The organism is Dyadobacter psychrophilus, assembly GCF_900167945.1.
GTDB lineage: Bacteria > Bacteroidota > Bacteroidia > Cytophagales > Spirosomataceae > Dyadobacter > Dyadobacter psychrophilus.
Window position 1 is genome coordinate 352725 of record NZ_FUZA01000007.1, and the last position, 18628, is coordinate 371352.

The 18628-nt window shown below is 41.0% G+C and carries 10 protein-coding genes; 5 read left to right on the top strand and 5 right to left on the bottom strand.

The annotated features are described in order from the left end of the window. Positions 1–81 precede the first annotated feature (81 nt). Positions 82–783, top strand: coding sequence for a hypothetical protein (locus tag B5X68_RS23290; protein WP_082217155.1), 702 nt, complete (start codon positions 82–84; stop codon positions 781–783). Between the two features lie 55 nt (positions 784–838). On the opposite strand, the gene B5X68_RS23295 is transcribed toward B5X68_RS23290, so the two are convergent. The 4 genes from B5X68_RS23295 to B5X68_RS23315 all read right to left on the bottom strand — a co-directional run bounded on the left by B5X68_RS23295 (position 839) and on the right by B5X68_RS23315 (position 11312). Beyond that, positions 839–2959, bottom strand: coding sequence for a hypothetical protein (locus B5X68_RS23295; protein ID WP_082217156.1), 2121 nt, complete (start codon positions 2957–2959; stop codon positions 839–841). Positions 2960–3320: 361 nt separating this feature from the next. Continuing rightward, the gene (gene yidD, locus B5X68_RS29505; protein WP_212568032.1) at positions 3321–3689 is read right to left on the bottom strand and encodes a membrane protein insertion efficiency factor YidD; all 369 of its coding nucleotides are present in this window, start codon (positions 3687–3689) and stop codon (positions 3321–3323) included. Between the two features lie 251 nt (positions 3690–3940). Next, the gene (gene proA, locus B5X68_RS23310; RefSeq protein ID WP_082217158.1) at positions 3941–9775 is read right to left on the bottom strand and encodes an anti-phage protein ProA; all 5835 of its coding nucleotides are present in this window, start codon (positions 9773–9775) and stop codon (positions 3941–3943) included. Positions 9776–9836: 61 nt separating this feature from the next. Further along, positions 9837–11312, bottom strand: coding sequence for a DNA recombination protein RmuC (locus tag B5X68_RS23315; protein ID WP_082217159.1), 1476 nt, complete (start codon positions 11310–11312; stop codon positions 9837–9839). A 1120-nt stretch (positions 11313–12432) separates the two neighbouring features. Here B5X68_RS23315 and B5X68_RS28695 point away from each other — a divergent pair. The 4 genes from B5X68_RS28695 to B5X68_RS23335 all read left to right on the top strand — a co-directional run bounded on the left by B5X68_RS28695 (position 12433) and on the right by B5X68_RS23335 (position 17141). Continuing rightward, a complete protein-coding gene (locus B5X68_RS28695) occupies positions 12433–12639 on the top strand; it encodes a hypothetical protein (RefSeq protein ID WP_141110389.1) in 207 nt (68 codons plus the stop codon). Positions 12640–13010: 371 nt separating this feature from the next. Next, positions 13011–13427, top strand: coding sequence for a plasmid mobilization protein (locus B5X68_RS23325; RefSeq protein ID WP_229208537.1), 417 nt, complete (start codon positions 13011–13013; stop codon positions 13425–13427). After that, a complete protein-coding gene (locus B5X68_RS23330; protein ID WP_082217161.1) occupies positions 13415–14689 on the top strand; it encodes a relaxase/mobilization nuclease domain-containing protein in 1275 nt (424 codons plus the stop codon). The genes B5X68_RS23325 and B5X68_RS23330 overlap by 13 nt, the downstream gene beginning before the upstream one ends. A gap of 1051 nt (positions 14690–15740) precedes the next feature. Further along, positions 15741–17141 carry an RNA-dependent RNA polymerase family protein gene (locus tag B5X68_RS23335; RefSeq protein ID WP_212568033.1) on the top strand — a complete coding sequence of 467 codons (1401 nt, stop codon included), beginning with the start codon at positions 15741–15743 and terminating at the stop codon, positions 17139–17141. A 238-nt stretch (positions 17142–17379) separates the two neighbouring features. Here the strand turns inward: B5X68_RS23335 and B5X68_RS23340 are convergent, their stop codons facing one another. Beyond that, positions 17380–18627, bottom strand: a complete 1248-nt coding sequence (locus B5X68_RS23340) for a type II toxin-antitoxin system HipA family toxin (protein WP_082217163.1) — start codon at positions 18625–18627, stop codon at positions 17380–17382. Between the last annotated feature and the right edge of the window lies 1 nt (position 18628).

Below are 18628 nucleotides of genomic sequence, written 5' to 3' on the forward strand. Positions count from 1 at the left end.
ACCGAGGGGCGCAGGTTCGATTCCTGCCAGCTAATGTACATTGCAAAGGTGTCCATTAGCTGGCTCAATCGATTATCTAATATGCCACATCCAAATACTCTCCCATTTTACGAAGCTTATGTCACTAACGTTCGTGATTTTCTACAAGCTGGCATTGATATTAAAAGAACGATAAATCGATCTCTGAAAACTGGTAAGACTGCAACAGTCACAATTCAAACTAAGCTATACGCGTTAACTTACTCGACATATTCTGAAGCTAGTTTCATGAAAATGATTCTTACCCCATATGGCTTCGATCAAATATACGTCGAACAGATCCTCAAACAGTCATCAATTCAAGAAAAGTGGCTTAAATGCCTTGAAATAGCATTTATAAACTTTTCAAAATTCTCCAAAGGATCGGAGATTCCAAACAGAAAGCTAGCACTCCGCAGAATAATAAAAAGCTATATTGTCGATCCAAGTATCATTAGGAATAAGATTGCTCATGGCCAATTTACTGTCGCACTAAATAGTGCTAATACAAGTATTAATCCCACATTGACAACACAGCTTGCAGATTTGAACATAGTTACAATTTACAGATGGTTTGAAATCAACAAACGGCTATGTGGTATTATTGAAGATTTGATCGAGTCGCCGGACAAGGCTCATTACAATCAATATTATACTAAATATCAAGATTTGGAAAAGTTTATTTCAGATACTAAGCATTGGACGGTTCAAACCAAAATGCAGACAGCAGGTTTAGTAAAGCCGGTTAAAATAAAATTTAGCTAGCGTGGATGGACGTCTGTTTTTTCTGCAATTTTTATCGCAGTAATGGTAACCAGCTTCAATCTTTTAAAAATTCCTCTGTCGATACTCGATAGGAATCACTTAGGTTAGTGATAGCGTCATTTAGACTAAGAGCATACTTATCCCGAATCATGCGTTGGCTGAACTGCTCTTCTACGTTATACATTGCTGCAAATAGCTCGCTATGTGGACTACCTATCCCACAATATTCTACTAGGTCCGACAGTTCGAAGGAATCTGCCTTCCACAAATGGAAGACGTTTACATCACCATCTGGTAGTTTAAATTTCCAAATTCCGGTATCAAGAAAGTTTATAAGTTCATGCACATGTCTAACAGGATATCCAGAAATATGATGACCAAAGATTCTTCTCGAAGACGGAACAATCAGATAGACCACGCGTATAATCTTCGAAAAATCAATATTAAGCCGCCTACCAAGATCAACCTGATAATTTGGATCAGAGATTGCAGATTGAATATATTTTAACTGTTCTCCTGCCTTCATTAAATAATCGTTAATACGTCGATATTCGAACGAGTCAGTAGCATCCATCACATCTTTGCATTCGCAAATAAAAATAGTATCATCTTTTACACCTAAAAAATCGATATCTCCCTCCCTTTGAGTCTCACCTTTATAATATATTTTTTGATCTATGAAACACGAAAAACCACGAGCCGCAAATGCTTTTGCCAAATGAACACCTCCTTGAGAAATTAAATCCATTTGATTTCCCCTAACATTCTTACCACTTTTGGCCAAAGATGCTATAATATTACGGGTCGCCCTAGAATGGCGCAGCACCGAAAGACAGATAACGTAGAAATCGTTCGAACTTAATATAGGTGTGTACTGCAAATCCAGGAAAGCATCTCCGTCAAAGTTCCAGGACATAATATCTAAATAATTTAGTATTTTATCTCTAGATACAATTGACTCAAAGGTACCGACTAACCGTTCTTCGTCCCAAATGACTAGGAGAGAACTCAACAATTTATAATAATTTGATCCAGAAATTCGCTTGATAACATACTCTGAATATACATATTGTAAAATAGTAAAGATTCGATGAACGTATAAAAAGTCATTCATCGTAAATCCATCAACCAAGACAAATTTAGTTAAGGCTTCCTCTGAGATTGACAATTCCTTCGCAACGTATTGTAGCCCTTGTACCTCCTCATAGTAATAACCAATTTTCTCTTTGCAAATTATTTCAAAAAAAGCAGTCGGAAGCAAAAACGTGAATCTGGGAAATGGATATAATTGATACTGAATCGCATTTGGGAATTGTTCATGTACAATTGAGGCAAGTGAGCTAATAGTTGGATAACCATTAAAGAACTCATACACACCCCAAGCATCTGCATCCTTTTGCCCTTCTCCAAAAATATCAGAAAGAGCCATGCTTTTGAGGAAGTTCGGTTCTTTATGTGTAATTCTAAGGAGGGAAGATTCTTTCTGACAAACGTATCCCAAAGTTTCAATTTGAATTTCAAGGTCGCGAAACGTTCTCAAACGGTTGGCACTTTGAATTAAAGAGACATGCCGATTCTTTTTCAGGAATTCCTCATCGATGAACAAATTAAACGGCTTGCTTGGAGTTAGGACGCCAATTAGCCATACCAGGTATGAAATCGCTTCGCAATTTTCCTCAAGTGAAAGCGATTGGTCGTTGACATCTCTTAAACTGCCGAGTGGACTCTCTTTTCTTTTTAAAAAGAATAATTCATTGATGACGAGCAAAGATTTGACTAGGCTTGTCTCAACGATATGTCCTTCAACATTTACCTTTTGAGGTCTATAAGCTCTGATATACGCGCACAAATCCTTATAGACTTTTTTAAGTTCAATAGAATACTTGTCAAGGTGAATCAAAGACTCAAAGTATAACGTTTCCGATTCAGAAAGGCAAAAAAAAGACTTGTGTTTTAGGATATGTTTCGATATTCCGGCAACAGGATCTTTTTTGTCAATGTATGTAGAATGTCTTAGAATACCCTTTTGTTTCAATTTATCCAAAAATCTGCTTCCGCCAACTACTATTCCAAGACTAATACGGTCTATCGCGTAACCTATTCTTGATTTGGATAATGAATAGAGAATCTCCTCAAGAAGATTTATTATGAGCTTTTTCTCAGAAATACTTTTCACGGGAACAGGAACACCATTTTGGATTAGATGGTTAGTCCAATCGCTCTTTGGGAAATATTGCTCAATTTTAAAATCTTCTATGGCTATTCTGATAACAGGTTAATAATGCTTTTCGATGCAAGCGCCTAGCGGGAACAATCTAAGAGAAGTTCAGTTTAATTACTCTTTGACGTAAACCGCAACATATGTGGTAGTAGGGCTACCTATACCTAGACAACCAGGCTTCTGAATTGGGAACACGGAATGGAATTTATATCCACTTGACGCGTGTTTAGAGAAGCGGCTTTCTAATGCTAAAATGTCTTTGTCAGAAAACTGCGCACCAATTTGTTCGATTTTGTACTGCATAAATATTTGTTAGTTATATAAGTTCGTCAATCCCTCCATTTTCACCTCGACAACGCCAGAGCCTATTCAACGTTAGCTTAATGCCCTGAAAAAATCCATGGTTTCTAAATGCTATTTCTGCGTAATGTGAGCAACTCGGATCAAATACACATCGGTTTCCAAGCCTACTAGAAACATTGTCCTGATAATTCCTAATTGCTCTAACAGTCATATTCAGCCATATAGGGCTCTTTGGCACATCTAATTGCCTAATGGCTGTATCTCGTTCCGTATACTTTGAAAAATGCCGTTGAATGTGAGCGAAGTCCTTTTCGCTCACATTCAACTCAAAGTGATCATCACCAACTTTAATAGCCTTAGGTTCCTTTTGAATATGACACATGTGAAGGTTCTCATAATGTTAGTTACGGATTGTATTTCGTGCACAAATCATATGAACGATTGCGCTGCATTTAAATAAATTTAATCTCCTGGTTTGTGCCTGTGAGGCCTAAGATCTGGATGCTGCTCACGCTTTTCAGGCGCTACTCTCCTTCTTTGATCTCGTGAACCATCTTCCTTCTCGGGTTTTGGCCCGGGCTTTATAGCTGTGATATCTATATGAACACTGATTATTGGGTTTAACAAACATTGCTATTTAAGTACTATTCGACCATTCTCATCCACACAATACCCCTTTAATACTGCCGCTTCAATTCCATAACTCATTGCCATTTCCACATTGGATCCCGCCCGAGAATACCCCATCAACTTAGATGCTTCTCGCACCAACTCTGCTTTTGGTAAACTAATTTGGTTAACTAATATCTCTTTTACGGCATTTGCAACCTCCTCGGGCGGAAGATCATCCGCATCCCTTTTGTGAATTTCAAGATCACTGAGCCGAAAAGTCGAATAATCACTTGGATTGTGCTCCATTTTCCAAAGGATCACATTTTTGCCGTTGTGCGTGGTCTTCAAAGCGACTGTTGGTAGAATACTGTCGATATGTGCAGCTGTACGAGAACCGTTTCGAGCAATTCCCCACGCAGCCAAAAGACGTTTCGAAAGCAAATTTTTGCTAATTGGAGATTCGCTTTCCAGGATGGTCATTATTTGATTTGAAATCTTATGCTTATTGAATGGCTGAAGAAAGTCCTCTGATGATTTTGCCAATATGGTCTCAACTACCGCCACTTGGTATTTTTTTGCATTTGTAACAGGAAACTGTGATGGTGCTGCAGTGAAAATTTGACTAGCTACTACTTCGGCTATGGGCTGAAAGGTTTCTACTTTGCTCTCGACATGTAAGCTTTCCCTTTGTTCCTTTTTTATATTGTAGTAAGTCCTGGCCGCCTCTATCGCATTGACAATTCCATCGAGGGTTCTATGTGGATTTTCCCACCAATCCAGTGACCAAACACGGTGAGTTGTCCATCCCAAAGCATGAAGGACGTCCTTCTGAACGATTTCTCTATCACGGGAATTCTTAGCCTTATTGTAATTGTAGCCATCACACAGTACGCCTATCAAATACTCACCTTCGTTTAAAGGATTAACGATACCAATATCTATTTTGAAATCTGAGCATCCGATGTTTGTATGTACTAGGTATCCAAGCGCCTCCAGTTTTTCTGCAAGCTCACGCTCGAAGCCTGCTTCCGATTTACCACGATGAGAGGCTCGAACAGGTAGAGCTGTCTTACCTCGTTCAGCATAGGCCAGAAATGCTTTCAGTCCTGCAACACCTTCTGATTTTGTTCGGGTTAGATCTATCTTATCCGACGCCATTGTTGCAAACACTTTCATTTCGTAGCGTGCTCTGGACACGGCAACATTCAAGCGGCGCCATCCTCCCTCCCGGTTGATCGGGCCGAAATTGACGGTTGATTTACCTTCTTCGTTGGGTCCGTAACAAATTGAGAAAAGTATTACATCGCGTTCATCGCCCTGAACATTCTCGAGGTTTTTAATGAAAAGTGGTTCTTCCGACCCATAAGCAATTGTCTCCAATTCAGGGAGCCGCCTGAATTCTTCTGACAGCAGATCTTCAATTAGATTTTGTTGCACCGAACTGAAGGTAACAACGCCAATGCTCCTGATGGAAAGCTTTGGGCTAGACAATCTAGAGATGATTTCCGCCACGATAGCTTTCGCTTCTGCCTCATTTTGTCTTGTTTTTCCCTTATCATAGAAACCTACAACTGGAACATGTTTAACCATGCTATTGATGTCGTCTGTGGATGGGAAAGTAAGCAACTTGTTATCATAATATTTCGAATTACTGAAAGCAATCAAACTTTCGTGCTTGCTTCGATAATGCCAAAGAAGATGATGAGAAGGCATTGAGATGGCCAAGCAGTCATCCAAAATACTTTCCATATCCTCAATTTCAATGTTCTCTTCGTCAACATTATTGGAAGAGAAGAAGCTTGTTGGAGGCATTTGCTTAGGATCACCAACAACGATGACGCTAGCTCCTCTTGCAATAGCACCGACTGCTTCACAAGTCTGAAGCTGAGAGGCCTCATCAAAAATAACCAAGTCAAACTTCACCCGATCAGCATCAAAATATTGCGCAACTGAAATTGGGCTCATTAACATACAAGGAGTCAGACGTGGCAATAAATTGGGAATCGAATCAAACAATTTTCGAATGGACGTAGCTCGGCCGTTGTTTCTGATGTTTCGCTGCAAAATCCCCATTTCCGAACTTTGTGCTGCTTCCTGAGGAGCTGACGGTATTCTTGCTGCTAAACGTGCGTAAAGTTCTTGCTTAGTCAAATTGTCGAAATGTTGGCTTATCTGCCTGAACTTCTTGACTTTTTCTTCAAACAATCGTCCATTGAATGCTGCTAGAACTGGATTTTTATCAATAATATATGTCGCTGCGGCGCGATAAAAAGCCTTCTTGAAATGGCCGACCACGTTATTGCCGTCAATTTGTCCATCGCGATACGCCTTCACAATTGCCGAGACACCCAGGACTTCTGCTTTCTCAACGCAGGTGTTCCATGCTACCCAGTCCTTTAATTCTCCTAATGCTGACTGCCACCTTTTGACAAAAAAGAGACTATTTTCCGACCAGCTAGCTTCCAAAACAGGTAAGTTGGAAAAGTCAATAGCTAATAACTGGCTTATGCTCAGCTCTGCGTCATTCATTGATCGAATTACCGTTTGCGCTTGCGTAAGGGCCTGCTCATGCCTAGCAAAGAACACCTTACTACCATCGGCAAAAGAGAGAGATAAGTCTTTGCGCCAGGAACTTGAGGTTTGGCCGCAATTCAGTTCAATGAACTTTCGATGGATAACAAGCAAGTCCTCACAAATTTCCCTTATGCGACCCCAATCACCTTCACCATCCTTCCACAAAAAGCCTAGTAACTCGGGCAAGTACACGGCCTTGTCTATCTTTCCCTGCTGGATCTTGTAGTTGGCAATTTTTTGTAGAGTTTCCTGAACCTGCTCTTTGGGAACGTTTCCGGTTGTACAAAAGCTTTTTAAGGTTTTAATAACCTTACGCTGCCCGAAAAAGCGCGGCACGAACCACTGATTGTTTGCGGTATGCCAACTAGCCATCAGCAATTCAGCGTCCACACTTATTACGTTGTTGGTAAACGCTTTCAGTAAGTCTTCTTTAATTTGATCTCTGACTTGCCCGCATTTAGCAATCTCTATAATTCCAGGAAGAGTCTGCTCAATCTGATCAACCGCGAACAATTGCGAAGGCACATCTGGTAACTTTTTTAGCAATGTGATGAGCTCGTCGAAAACTTTATCCTGTGACTTGCTCTCTGACGGGTTGTCGATCTTCAATACGACTCTCGCGCCACTGAGATGTTTTTGATGTTGTTCAAGCAGTTGACGATAAGTATCTAGTTCCTTATCGGCTTCATCTTTTATTGAATGCGAAAATTCCCTAATTCCAATTCCTTCAAGAGGGTGCTGTCTAGGGATACCGCAAATGGAACCGGAAAGCTGTATCTCTTCGACCAGTTCTTCAACTTCCCGAACCTTTAAGGCTGTCAGTCCCTGAAAATAGTTTGCCTGGAAAGCTAGCTTGTCAGAGGTGTGAGCAATTTGGACATAGTTGTTAAAGGCATCAAATAGAGAAAAACCAAATCCATGCTGATGGTGAAGTGCCTGCACGTATTCCCCAAGTTCAGTTCTTGATTTCAAAAGCCGCTCGGATTCTTCCTTAAAGAATGGAGGTGACTGCGTTTTTGTAACCTCTGTCGCTTTTTTTAGCTGTTCCAGAATCGCCGACTTCTTAGATTTATTCGAATGGAGTTCAAGACAAAATGGACCAATGCCGATGGATTCCAAACGATTTTCCACGACTTCAAGCGCTGCCTTCTTAGCAGCAACAAACAAGACCTTTTTACCTGCATAAACAGCATTAGCGATTATATTGGTAATAGTTTGAGACTTACCAGTTCCCGGGGGGCCATGTAAAACGAAGCTTTTACCATGCGAGGAACTTATGATGGCCTGCAACTGCGATGAGTCTGTGCTAATTGGAAGAGAAAGTGCAGCAGGATCGAACTCAATAGTTTGGGATTCAAGTTCCATTTCCTGATCATGCCACTCCAACTTACCCGAGATTAAGCTTTTTACAATCGGATTTGCGGTTAGCTTATCTACATTATTATGGATATCGTTCCAGAGGACAAACTTGTTGAACGAAAATGTGCCGAGAAACGCCTGCTCTTCAACATCCCACCGCTGTTTAGTCATTATCGCTTTTCGAATCATACTAAAAACCAGCTTGACATCAACCCCACTCTCATCCTTTGGTAAGTTTTCAAGGCCTCCAATGCTGATATCGAAATCCTGCCTAAGCATTTCCAGCAGTGTAATATTCATTAGCGTTTCCTCCTCCCTGCTCCTGATCACAAATCCTTTTTGTGCTGATTTCTTGACGATTTCAATTGGAAGCAACAAAATTGGCGCATACCGAGGTTTTTCGCTGGTCGCAGTCTCATACCATCTCAACAGACCTAAGGCGATGTAAAGGGTATTGGCACCATTCTCTTCTAAAGACTGTCTAGAAGAACGATATATACTTGTCAGCGTTTGTGTTAGTTCACCCTCCGTGAGGTAAGATCTTAATCTTTTATAGCCAAGCTCCTTCCTAACCAGGTCATTAATTGGGTCGGATTGATTAATTGCCTGATATACACCTGAATTTTTCAAAGGGTTATCCCAGTCTGTTGGCTTGGATAATATTTGCACCTCATCGCCATCGGCAAGAACATCTTCTAATTTCCCTAAATCGACTGAAATGAACTGAACAGTGCCCTTGGTTATCCTTAAATTCAAGAGACTGTTCCGTAGTGTCAAATCAAGAAGTTTTCGCTCCCAAAGCAGCTGTTTGGAAATTTTGACGCTACCGGTCCCATTGATTTCAACAACTTGACCCAGGGTTTGTGGCATAATATTATCACGTTCCTTGGCGCTTTCTTCTATGACAACTAGGCCATCCTCTGTTAGAACTCTAAGTGGGAGTGGACGAATCCCGCCATATCGAGCTCTTTTAACGTCTACAAACGAATTGAATTCATCTAAACGAACCATTTTGAAATTAGCGGATCGCACTGCATCTTCGAAGGAAGCATTATTTCCCGCACTCATACAAGTGCTTTCAATCAGGACAATTTCACTAATGCCATTTGCCGTTCTTTTTGTCAACAAGGCCGGATCATCACTAACAGGATCTGAAAAACACTCATCTATTAACCAAGCACCCGCAAATGCATGTCCTTGGGTAAAAACAATCAATGGATGAATCCCGACTGCTTCCAAACAAGCTGCATAGAGAAGCGACAGATCAAGACAATTACCAATTTTATGAGATAGAACGGTTTCACAAAGTCTCACTCGTTGCCCGGCATCCTCGAAACTCGCCGGCACGCTCACATAGACAATTTGTCTTGCAGCGATAGCTTCGTAAATCGCTGCCGTTTGTCGGAGCACCCGATCAGGATTACGACTCTGATATTCATCAAAAGATGGATTTCCTGTCCACTTTCCAAGAATTTCAGACGCACTAATTATAATCTTGGATATTTCAGAGTGATTGGGAGTGACAAACGCCGCTATGAGTTCAGGCAATGTTGCCGCACCACCCCATTGGTCATACGCTAATACGGTGACGGGATATGTATTCTTAGCAACAATGGCACCTGCAACAGATACCGTTACCCTGAAATGTCCCGAAAGCCGTTCAGTTAGGCTAGATAAAAAAGTAAATGAAATAGATGGATTTACCGCATCGAAAGCAAAAGCCTGTCCGGACTTTAAATATTCCACCCGTGATGTCCAAACAGTTGTAAAATCTGGCTCCGAGGTTATTTCAACTTCAACGTCAATCAGATCATCAGTACCATTATTCTGTATTTGTAGTGTTCTTACAACCGGTATGTGATTCTGCTGCATCGCAAAATTGATAAACGGCATGTATATGAATTCGGTAGAAATATTTTCCATTCTAAGGGGGTTATTAATTTATGCTCTAATCAGCCGCTGCTGGGACGACCAACTTCAATAATTAATTTTGTTGGGTTACTATTATAGTGTCCCCTGCCGAGGGATGTTTGTCTGATAACGGCACCGGAGATTCATTGTCATCGTCCAATTCATCAGTTGGCACAAAGGAATCTGGGAGTGATTTTTTTGTAGAAATCCCGAGAGCACGTAGCTTTTGTGCTCTGCTGATTAGGTTACCTCTACCGCTTGTGAGGTTGCTGAGCGCCTCATTATAAGAATCATCCGCTTTCCGAATGTGCTTGCCAATGTCTTCAATGTGCTTTACAAAACCTACAAACTTGTCATATAGACCGGCCCCTGCGTCAGCGATTTTCTGAGCATGCCTACTTTGATTTTCCCTATTCCATAAATCAACAATTAGCTTTAATGCAGCAACCAGATTCGTCGGGCTGATCAATAACACTTTGCGCGAGTAGGCGTAGTGCCAAAGTTCGTTATCAGTTTGAAGTGCAAGGATGTAGGCCGGTTCGATGGGAATGAACATCATGACAAAGTCCAGGGATTCTGTTAGTTCATCATACTTTTTGCTTCCGAGTTGATCAATGTGCTGTCGTAGTGATTTTAAGTGTTCCTTGATAAAAAGATCTTGATCTGGCTTTTCATCAGCCGAACAATATTTTTCATACGCGTTCAGCGAAACTTTCGAATCGACAATAATATTTCGGTTTTCTGGTAATTTGATGAGTACGTCAGGCCGATAGCTTTTGCCTTCCTCATTCTTAAAGGTCTCTTGAACAAAATACTCTCGCCCTTTTACCAATCCAGACTTATCTAATATGCTCTCCAAAATCATTTCACCCCAGTTGCCTTGCTTCTTCGATTGACCTTTCAGAGCAGAGGTCAAGTCATTAGCTTCTTTACCTAACTTTTGACTTGTTTCAACTAGCTCCTTCACCCGGTCAGCAAGTGAATGCCGATCTTTTGATTCTTTCTCGTACGTTTCTTCTACCTGCTTTTTGAACTTTACTAAGTCTTCTCCAAGCGGTTTAAGGATACTTTCTATATTGACTTTATTAGATACTGTAAACTTCTCTGTTTTCTCGTCCAGAATCCTATTCGCCAGATTTTCAAATTCTTTAATTGAAGTTTTTCGGAACTCTTCTATGTCTTGCTTCTGAGTTTCAAGCTTTTCTTGAAGTGACTTGTTAAAAGTCGAATATTGAGAAACCTCCGCACGCAGATCACCGATGATGTCCCAACGGTCTCTTACATCGTTTTCCAAGCTGGTGATTTTCGCTTCATAATGTATTAATCTTTCTTTTTCTTCTGAAAGCTTGGCTGATATCTGATCACTCATGTACTTGACACGCTCTTGTGCTATCGCGAGTGCGCCTTCACTATCAGTTAGTCGTGAACGAAGGTCGTTGTAAAGATCAATAGCAATGACTTTTGTCTTTTGGATAGTATAAACTATTAGATATGACAAAAGCGAACCGATGGCCAGGCCAATAATGACAGAAAGAAAATCAATGGACATTTAGCAATAATTTACTATGAAGGGTGCGAAAAGGAAATGATAGCCCGCTCTCGGGTGCTTGCTGGCGGATTAAATCATTTAATATAGACTATCGTCAGAGTATAAGGAAGTCACGATTTGCTTTGTGAGTCTTCCGACAGCCTGGTTAAGAGGAAAGTTGAATTTAAATCGAAGCATTTACTGTGAAAGTTAAAGATGAGCTAGGTTTACACTATGTAATTCTACAAAAATTCTTGGTTGGATACAATATTATTTATTATTCGGTTTCTGCAATTGATAATTTGGCAGAATAGGGTATTAGCAACGGATTGGTGCCTGGTAGAAGAAGGTTAGTAGTAATATACAGTTATAATTTACCCCCCCTCATACGAACTGAAAGTCAGCTAATAATTAGTTCGAAAGTTTTCTTTCTATCTTGCTCAGGTACTTACGTATCATTTCTTATTATAACAACCTTCTCTAAGTTTTATGAACAAAATTATTCTACTTCTAGCACTTATTTCAGGCATATCCATTAATGCTAGCGCACAATATAAAAAGGACGGAACTCCTGATATGAGATATAAGTCTAACCAATCAAGCGTTGGCAGTTACAACTTGCCCAGCTACAGCAGTACTCCAAGCTCTGAGGTGAGATATCAAAGTGGATATTTGAATTCGAGTGGAACTTATGTTGAGCCACACTACAAGACTAATAGCAATCGTACGAATTGGGATAATCTTTCGACTGAGGGTAATTACAATATGTACAATAGCACCCAAGGCACTAAGGCTCGAGACTACTCAATCGATGCGTATAACTACGGCAAAAATCAAACTATACAAACAGGACCAAATGGAGGCCAATACTACACAAATGATCGTGGGAACAAAGTATATGTGCCAAAGAGATAATCGCACCACTATGAAATATAGGATTTTTGCTTTCATTGTATTGTTTCTATTTATATACAATACGGATGTCTTTTCACAAGTCTCTAGATACTCTCAGCCGTTCGACATCTCTCCCCCATCATCCAATATTGATTTAAATCAACTGGATCAGACATTAAGTACTTTACAGGATCTATATGATCAAAATTATTTGATCATTCAAGAAAAGGTTAATAATTGTCATAATATGATACAGTTAGTGAAGAATTATGACAATCAATCTGCATCTGTCTATCAAAAGAAATTCAACAGTATCATTGATATTCTGAATGGAGAAAGAAAAATAAAATATTCAGATGGTAGTATTGTTGAAAATAACATCACAGATAAAACATTCTTCAATTATGTAACCAAGCAGCTTGACTTTCTGCAAAACAAAATGTCCCGCCGCTAAATCGGAGACATACCCTAAAGATAGAGTACCGAAAGTTTTGCGGAGCACAGGCTTAATCGTTCGAACAAACACAAACATTTTCGACTTTTTTCGACCATTCTCGAACAAACACAACTTTTCTCGAACAGGCAAACGTCAGCCCAAAACGCTTTCAATCCTAAGGCAAATTTACACAGGATAGGTAAATCCCATTCCAATAAACTAGATTCACAAATCGGCCCAGCACAAGGTTTCGAAGACTTCGAAATCCAAATGAGCCGCCTGCTTTGCGCGTCTGGCCAGATGTACGATTGTAATACAATCGCCGGTTGCTGCGCACCCGATCTGGCCTTCCCCTCCAAAGTCGGTCCAGGTTTTTGAAGGAGTTTTTAATGTTTGAAAGTGTAGATAGGATCGTGATGAAAGAAGAAAAATCGAACAAGACAAAGCATGTAATCTTCCGGTTAACACCCAAAGAATACGCCAATCTGGAAGCCAAACGCAGCCGCACGACATGTCGGAAATTGAGTGAATTTTTACGGCTCTTGATCTTCAACCGACCGGTAACTGTGATCGAAAGGAACGGTTCACAAGATCAAATGATCGCGGAATTATCGGAGCTGCGGGAAGAACTTAACCGGCTTGGCAACAACTTCAATCAGGCGACCAGACGCCTCAATGCAGTTAACCAAATCTCAGAATTCAGAAACTGGATCGCCAGCTACGAAGCTGAAAAGACATTCCTGTTTTCAATCCTGGACAAGATCAAATCGCAAACCGATAAACTGGCTGACAGATGGTTGCAGTGATCCACACCAGCAGTCGGCTCCGGGCTGTGCTGCAATACAATGAGAAAAAGCTGGAACAGGGGTACGCGGAATGCATTTCGGCAATCAACTATCCTAAGGATGCGGATGCAATGAGTTTTGATCAAAAGCTGACCCGGATTCAGCGGCAACTCGCTTTGAACAAAAGGACAAAAGTCAACACGGTTCACGTGTCCTTGAACTTTGATCCCTCGGAGAAGCTGAGCAAAGAACAGTTTGCGGAGATCTCGAAAGCCTATTTAAAAGGCATTGGATTTGAGAAACAACCCGCTCTCGTATACGAGCATCGGGATGCCGGTCACCCACATGTGCATATCGTGACGACCAACATCAAAGCTGATGGCAGCCGGATTTCGCTGCACAACCTGGGTAAAAATCAATCGGAGAAAACCAGGAAAGCGATTGAGATAGATTTTGGATTGGTGAAGGCACAGGATCGAAAAGCGCAGGAGTTTAATTTGAAGCCTGTCAGCATTAAAGTAGAGTATGGAAAATCAGAAACCAAGAAGGCCATTGCCAACGTGCTCGACAAGGTTCTGAACGAATACAAATTCACCACGATGGGTGAATTGAATGCAGCGCTCAACCATTATAATGTTGCCGCGGACATTGGCTCAGAGGGATCGAGGATCAGAAAGAACGATGGCATCTTATACCGCGTGCTGGATAAAGGCGGCAACCGGATTGGGGTGCCAATCAAAGCAAGCGATTTTCATTTCAAACCAACACATAGAAATCTGAAAGTGCGTTTTCTGTATAATGAGATGAATCCGAACCGTACGAAGGATTCGTTACGTGTTAAGAATAGTATAGATTTTACTTTGTATGGCAAACAAAACGTGTCATTGCCCAGGCTGATCAATCTTCTTCAAAAAGACGGGATTGATACGGTAATGCGGAAAAATGAGGAAGGCAAGCTGTACGGGATCACATATTTAGACCATCGTACGAAATGTGTTTTCAATGGAAGTGCATTGGGTAAGCAGTATAGCGCAAAGGGAATTACTGAGCGATGCATCGAGGATCCTTTTTCTCTTCATCAGCAAAAATCTCAAAGGATAGGGATGGATGTTGGTCAGTCTGCAGGTGCCGGTAACGTTTATCAAGTTGGAAATGGTAGTTCGATGGAGAATGATAAGTCTCTTGATTCTTTGTTATCTCCCGTTAAGGATGGCGAGTATGTGCCGCATAAGTTGAAGAAGCCGAAACGGAAGAAGCAGAAAGGGTTTTCGATGGGATTTTGACTTATTGAAGATTTGCGCTTGCACCCCAGCACAGCGAAAGATACAACGCAAAAAGTGACGACTTCAAATCCATGAGGCTATTTACCGCGGCAAAATGCCGCTCCTTAAACCGCCTCATGGATTTGCAGCCGAGGGGTGAACCCCGCCACTTTTTACTTTGAGCAAGGATAGCGATTGCGCTGAGGTGAAAAATAATTGTGTTTGGATTCTGAGATCATTACAAATCTTGACCCATCTGCAAACGGATACGGGGACAACGCTACGACATTCATCTGCTGTCGCTCAAAAGGTGTTGAATGAATCGGCACGCTGCCAGTTCGGCTCTGGGCAAAGTCAATACCTCAATGTGCGACAGTTCTCGATATAGGTTGTGGCATGGGGGACCCAATTTAGGAGGCTCTGATAGATCAAGCTTTAACTGTTTATGGGATTGATGCGTCACCTCAGTGATTCAAATTTCAAGCGGAATTTCCAAATATTTCCGTCTCCTGTGAAGCCGCAGGAGAATATTTTAATCTGAAACGAGCAGACACAAATGCTTCTTGCGACAACCATTTTGGGAGAGTTAATAAAAAGAATTCATTTTGGGGTGAAGAGTGATTTTCCTGTGGTAAAACTTATTGACCTGGTTCGAAGTAGTTGGTAAATTGCATCGTTGGTTGGTTAAGTCCGCAGTACAGTGTTTGAGTTGCTTCTCTGCAAAGAGGAGATACCCTATCTAAATGAGGTAGGCGGTGCAAATATCATCTGGGTTCCACACAGGAGTGCCCGTTATGATGTAAAGCGAAACGGTTATCATGTTGCTCAGGATTATTTGGGTGTCTATGTGAATAACAATGTTCATTTTCCAAAAGACGTGCCCTTTTTTGGGCGTTAAGACACGAACTGGCTGCATTCATTATGAATAAAGGATAGCGTCGATTTTTAACCAACCAACATTTTTAAATCTATCGATATGAAAGATTGGCTCCGATTGAGACCGTATTTACATATATCACCACGGCTGGGTGGGAAGAATCTTAAAGCAACGAAATGTTACATTTCATCTTATGTGAAGAAAAAAGAAAATATAGCTGCACATCGATTCTCACCACTACTACACTACAAAATTGTTGATCACAGGTATAAGCGCGACAAAAACAATATTATAGAAGGCGGAAAAGTTGGAAGATCTTACAAGGCTAAGATTAGGCCAATATATTATCCCAACCATTTAGATGCTCAAATTTTCGCCTATTATTCACATCTAATTGAAAAAGAACTAAAACCCATTTATGAATCAAATGTTGATCTAAATAACTCTGTAATTGGCTATCGAGCAATTCGATTTGATGAACATAGGAACAAATGCACAATAGATTTCGCAAAAGAAGTATTCGATTTCATATCTACCAATGAAGCCCGTGAGCTATCGGTGGTTTGCTTGGATATTACAAGTTTTTTTGACAACCTGGATCACAAGAAATTAAAACAAAGTTGGGGTGAATTGTTCGATCAAAAGATTTTAGATATCGATCATTATCAAGTTTTCAGGGCAGTTACTAATGCTAGTTATGTGGATTTAGAAGAGCTGATTCCATTGATACCAGATTTTGACAAACAGAAAGTTAGTCTGTTAAAAAATTCTAAATATAATTCTCTGTTCAAAACATTTCCTCAATTCAGATCTATTATTTATCAACACAAACTATTAAGAAGATACGATTCAAAAAAGTTAAAAAAAGGAATTCCACAAGGAACGCCAATAAGTGCGACTCTTTCAAATCTCTATTTTTTAAACGCCGATATCGAGATTGCCAAAATGGCTAGTACAGTCAAAGGGCTATATAGACGTTACTCTGATGACATTCTACTAGTGTTGCCTACTGATCATATTGATTGGGCTATTTGCAAAATCAAGGAAATTATTGAAAAGGACCTTTGGTTAGAATTACAAGATAAAAAAACAATTTCTGCCCATTTAAGTCGTGAGAATATTGACTTGCCTTGGAACATAAAGGTGTGCGATTGGCAAAACTGCGTTATGGATAAGCCAATTAGCTATCTGGGATTTGACTTCGATGGAAAAAATATAAGAATTCGAAATAGTAGTATCTCCAAATATTATCGTAGCTTGAAAAGAGCAATTCGACGTAGAGCATTCTATGCCCGAGTCCAGGTTGCAAAAAACAAGTCAGCTGAGATTAAGAAAGATGCATGGCTTTTTAGAGCTGGGATTTTTAGAGGAAAAACTCATCTAGGAGCTGCTAGAAAAAAAGTTAACGGCAAAGTATTTTGGGGGAATTACATATCGTATGCTCATACCGCTGCACGAATTATGGGAAATGAAGCTTCAGTTGGAATTAATAAACAAATGAAGAACCATTGGAAGGTCGTCACGAGGGAAATTAAAAAATTTGAGACGGCATATGATTTACCGAAAGCTCCAAAAGCAACTCGTTATACTAAGTAGAAGAAATTAATAGCCTGCCATAGCCGGCATAATGATTATCTTCTACGCATTTAATTCATTCAAAACCACCGTCGCAATCTAGCTTGCGGCAGCAAAACTCCCGCCAGTGTTGAGAGAAGTACATCCCGACATTGAACCTTACCGTCAAAGAAACTATGTGCCTTGAATTTCTAGGCATACCGTAGGTTCAATCTAACAAACAGCAATTAAGCCGCTATCAATTTGCGTCAAACGACCTTTAAAGCCGAAACGCCGCAGCCATCAATGTCTGCTCGCCACGACTTATTCCAATTTCACTAGCCAACTTCTGCCAATCGGCTACGGCTGATTTGACTTGGTCGATAATCCCATCCATTTCCTTTTCGCCTAAACGAAAATAGACTCCGACCTGCTTAGCAAGATCTAAATCAAGTTGGTTGCTATCCATATCGATATTCAGCGCCAGTCCATCCTTGTCAATCGACGGATTGATATCAAAAGCCGGCGAAAGCCTCCATCCTGAGGAAGTGAGTAAGAAGCCGTGATTCCGCAAATGGTCATCCGTATTGGATATGAGTATATTGAATACCATTCGTCGCCATAGCTGGGCTAGGTCTTCGGCCACGTTGGCTCCTAAAAACTGTATAAATTCAACTATATCGAGATATGAAGGAATGTCGTCGCGAATCAGTTCTTCATTCTTACCTGTCATGGTCATAGCCGAGGCAAAATGAATGCGCGAGCTCTTTACCCGGTCGAATCGCTTGGTGAAAAAGGTATGATACTTTCCCGCAACATGCTCTAATTTGCTTTCGGCCATCTCGATCCCTGCATTTATCGCCAGTCGATACGCCAGATATTCCCAGGCTGCCCTGTCTATTGTATCATTTTTTGACGGAAATTTAGCGATCCAGGGCTGCCCCTTCTCGTCAAGAATGTTGGCTTTCGGTCTAGCACCACCGAGAGAGGAGCCCGGTGCCATCAACATCGCCAGCCATTTTCTTACTTCCGCAGTGTCTTCATTAGATTCTATGAGCTCTGCTCCATGTTGAAGTTCACGGATGGTTGCCCAGGGGGGTGTAGGCGAGACAGTATCGTTGTTTAAAAATGGGCCGTCCGGATCAAGTTTGAACCGTAACGCACCCATTCGGCTTTCGTCATGAACGCCTAGTAAAAAATCTATATCATATAGAGTAGGCGTCTGCTTCCCATTTTGCTTTGCTAGAATGGACGCTCTTCTTTTCATAAGTGTGCGCCCCCAGGTGTCTGGCATAGAGTCGAGAAACACGCCAAAATTCTCCTTTTGGTTAGGATACTGCGCTCCGCCAAACCAGGCAATGTCGGGGTCTAGCAGGAACTGTTCGTGAGAAGCGATCCACCCTCCGTTATACATGAAGCTGAATGATTTCCTACCCTTGGCCTGTTGCGCGGAGAGCGTTCCAATCAGCTTTGGCCCTGCCATGCCGATCCAATCTGCATAAACATAAATGTCCGTCCGGTCTGCCATA

Bases quoted from the DNA above. Each gene is read 5' to 3' on its own strand.
- proA (WP_082217158.1), bottom strand. From the start codon at position 9,775: ATGGAAAATATTTCTACCGAATTCATATACATGCCGTTTATCAATTTT.
- B5X68_RS28695 (WP_141110389.1), top strand. From the start codon at position 12,433: ATGATACAGTTAGTGAAGAATTATGACAATCAATCTGCATCTGTCTAT.
- yidD (WP_212568032.1), bottom strand. From the start codon at position 3,689: ATGTGTCATATTCAAAAGGAACCTAAGGCTATTAAAGTTGGTGATGAT.
- B5X68_RS23330 (WP_082217161.1), top strand. From the start codon at position 13,415: ATGGTTGCAGTGATCCACACCAGCAGTCGGCTCCGGGCTGTGCTGCAA.
- B5X68_RS23315 (WP_082217159.1), bottom strand. From the start codon at position 11,312: ATGTCCATTGATTTTCTTTCTGTCATTATTGGCCTGGCCATCGGTTCG.
- B5X68_RS23325 (WP_229208537.1), top strand. From the start codon at position 13,011: ATGTTTGAAAGTGTAGATAGGATCGTGATGAAAGAAGAAAAATCGAAC.
- B5X68_RS23340 (WP_082217163.1), bottom strand. From the start codon at position 18,627: ATGGCAGACCGGACGGACATTTATGTTTATGCAGATTGGATCGGCATG.
- B5X68_RS23290 (WP_082217155.1), top strand. From the start codon at position 82: ATGCCACATCCAAATACTCTCCCATTTTACGAAGCTTATGTCACTAAC.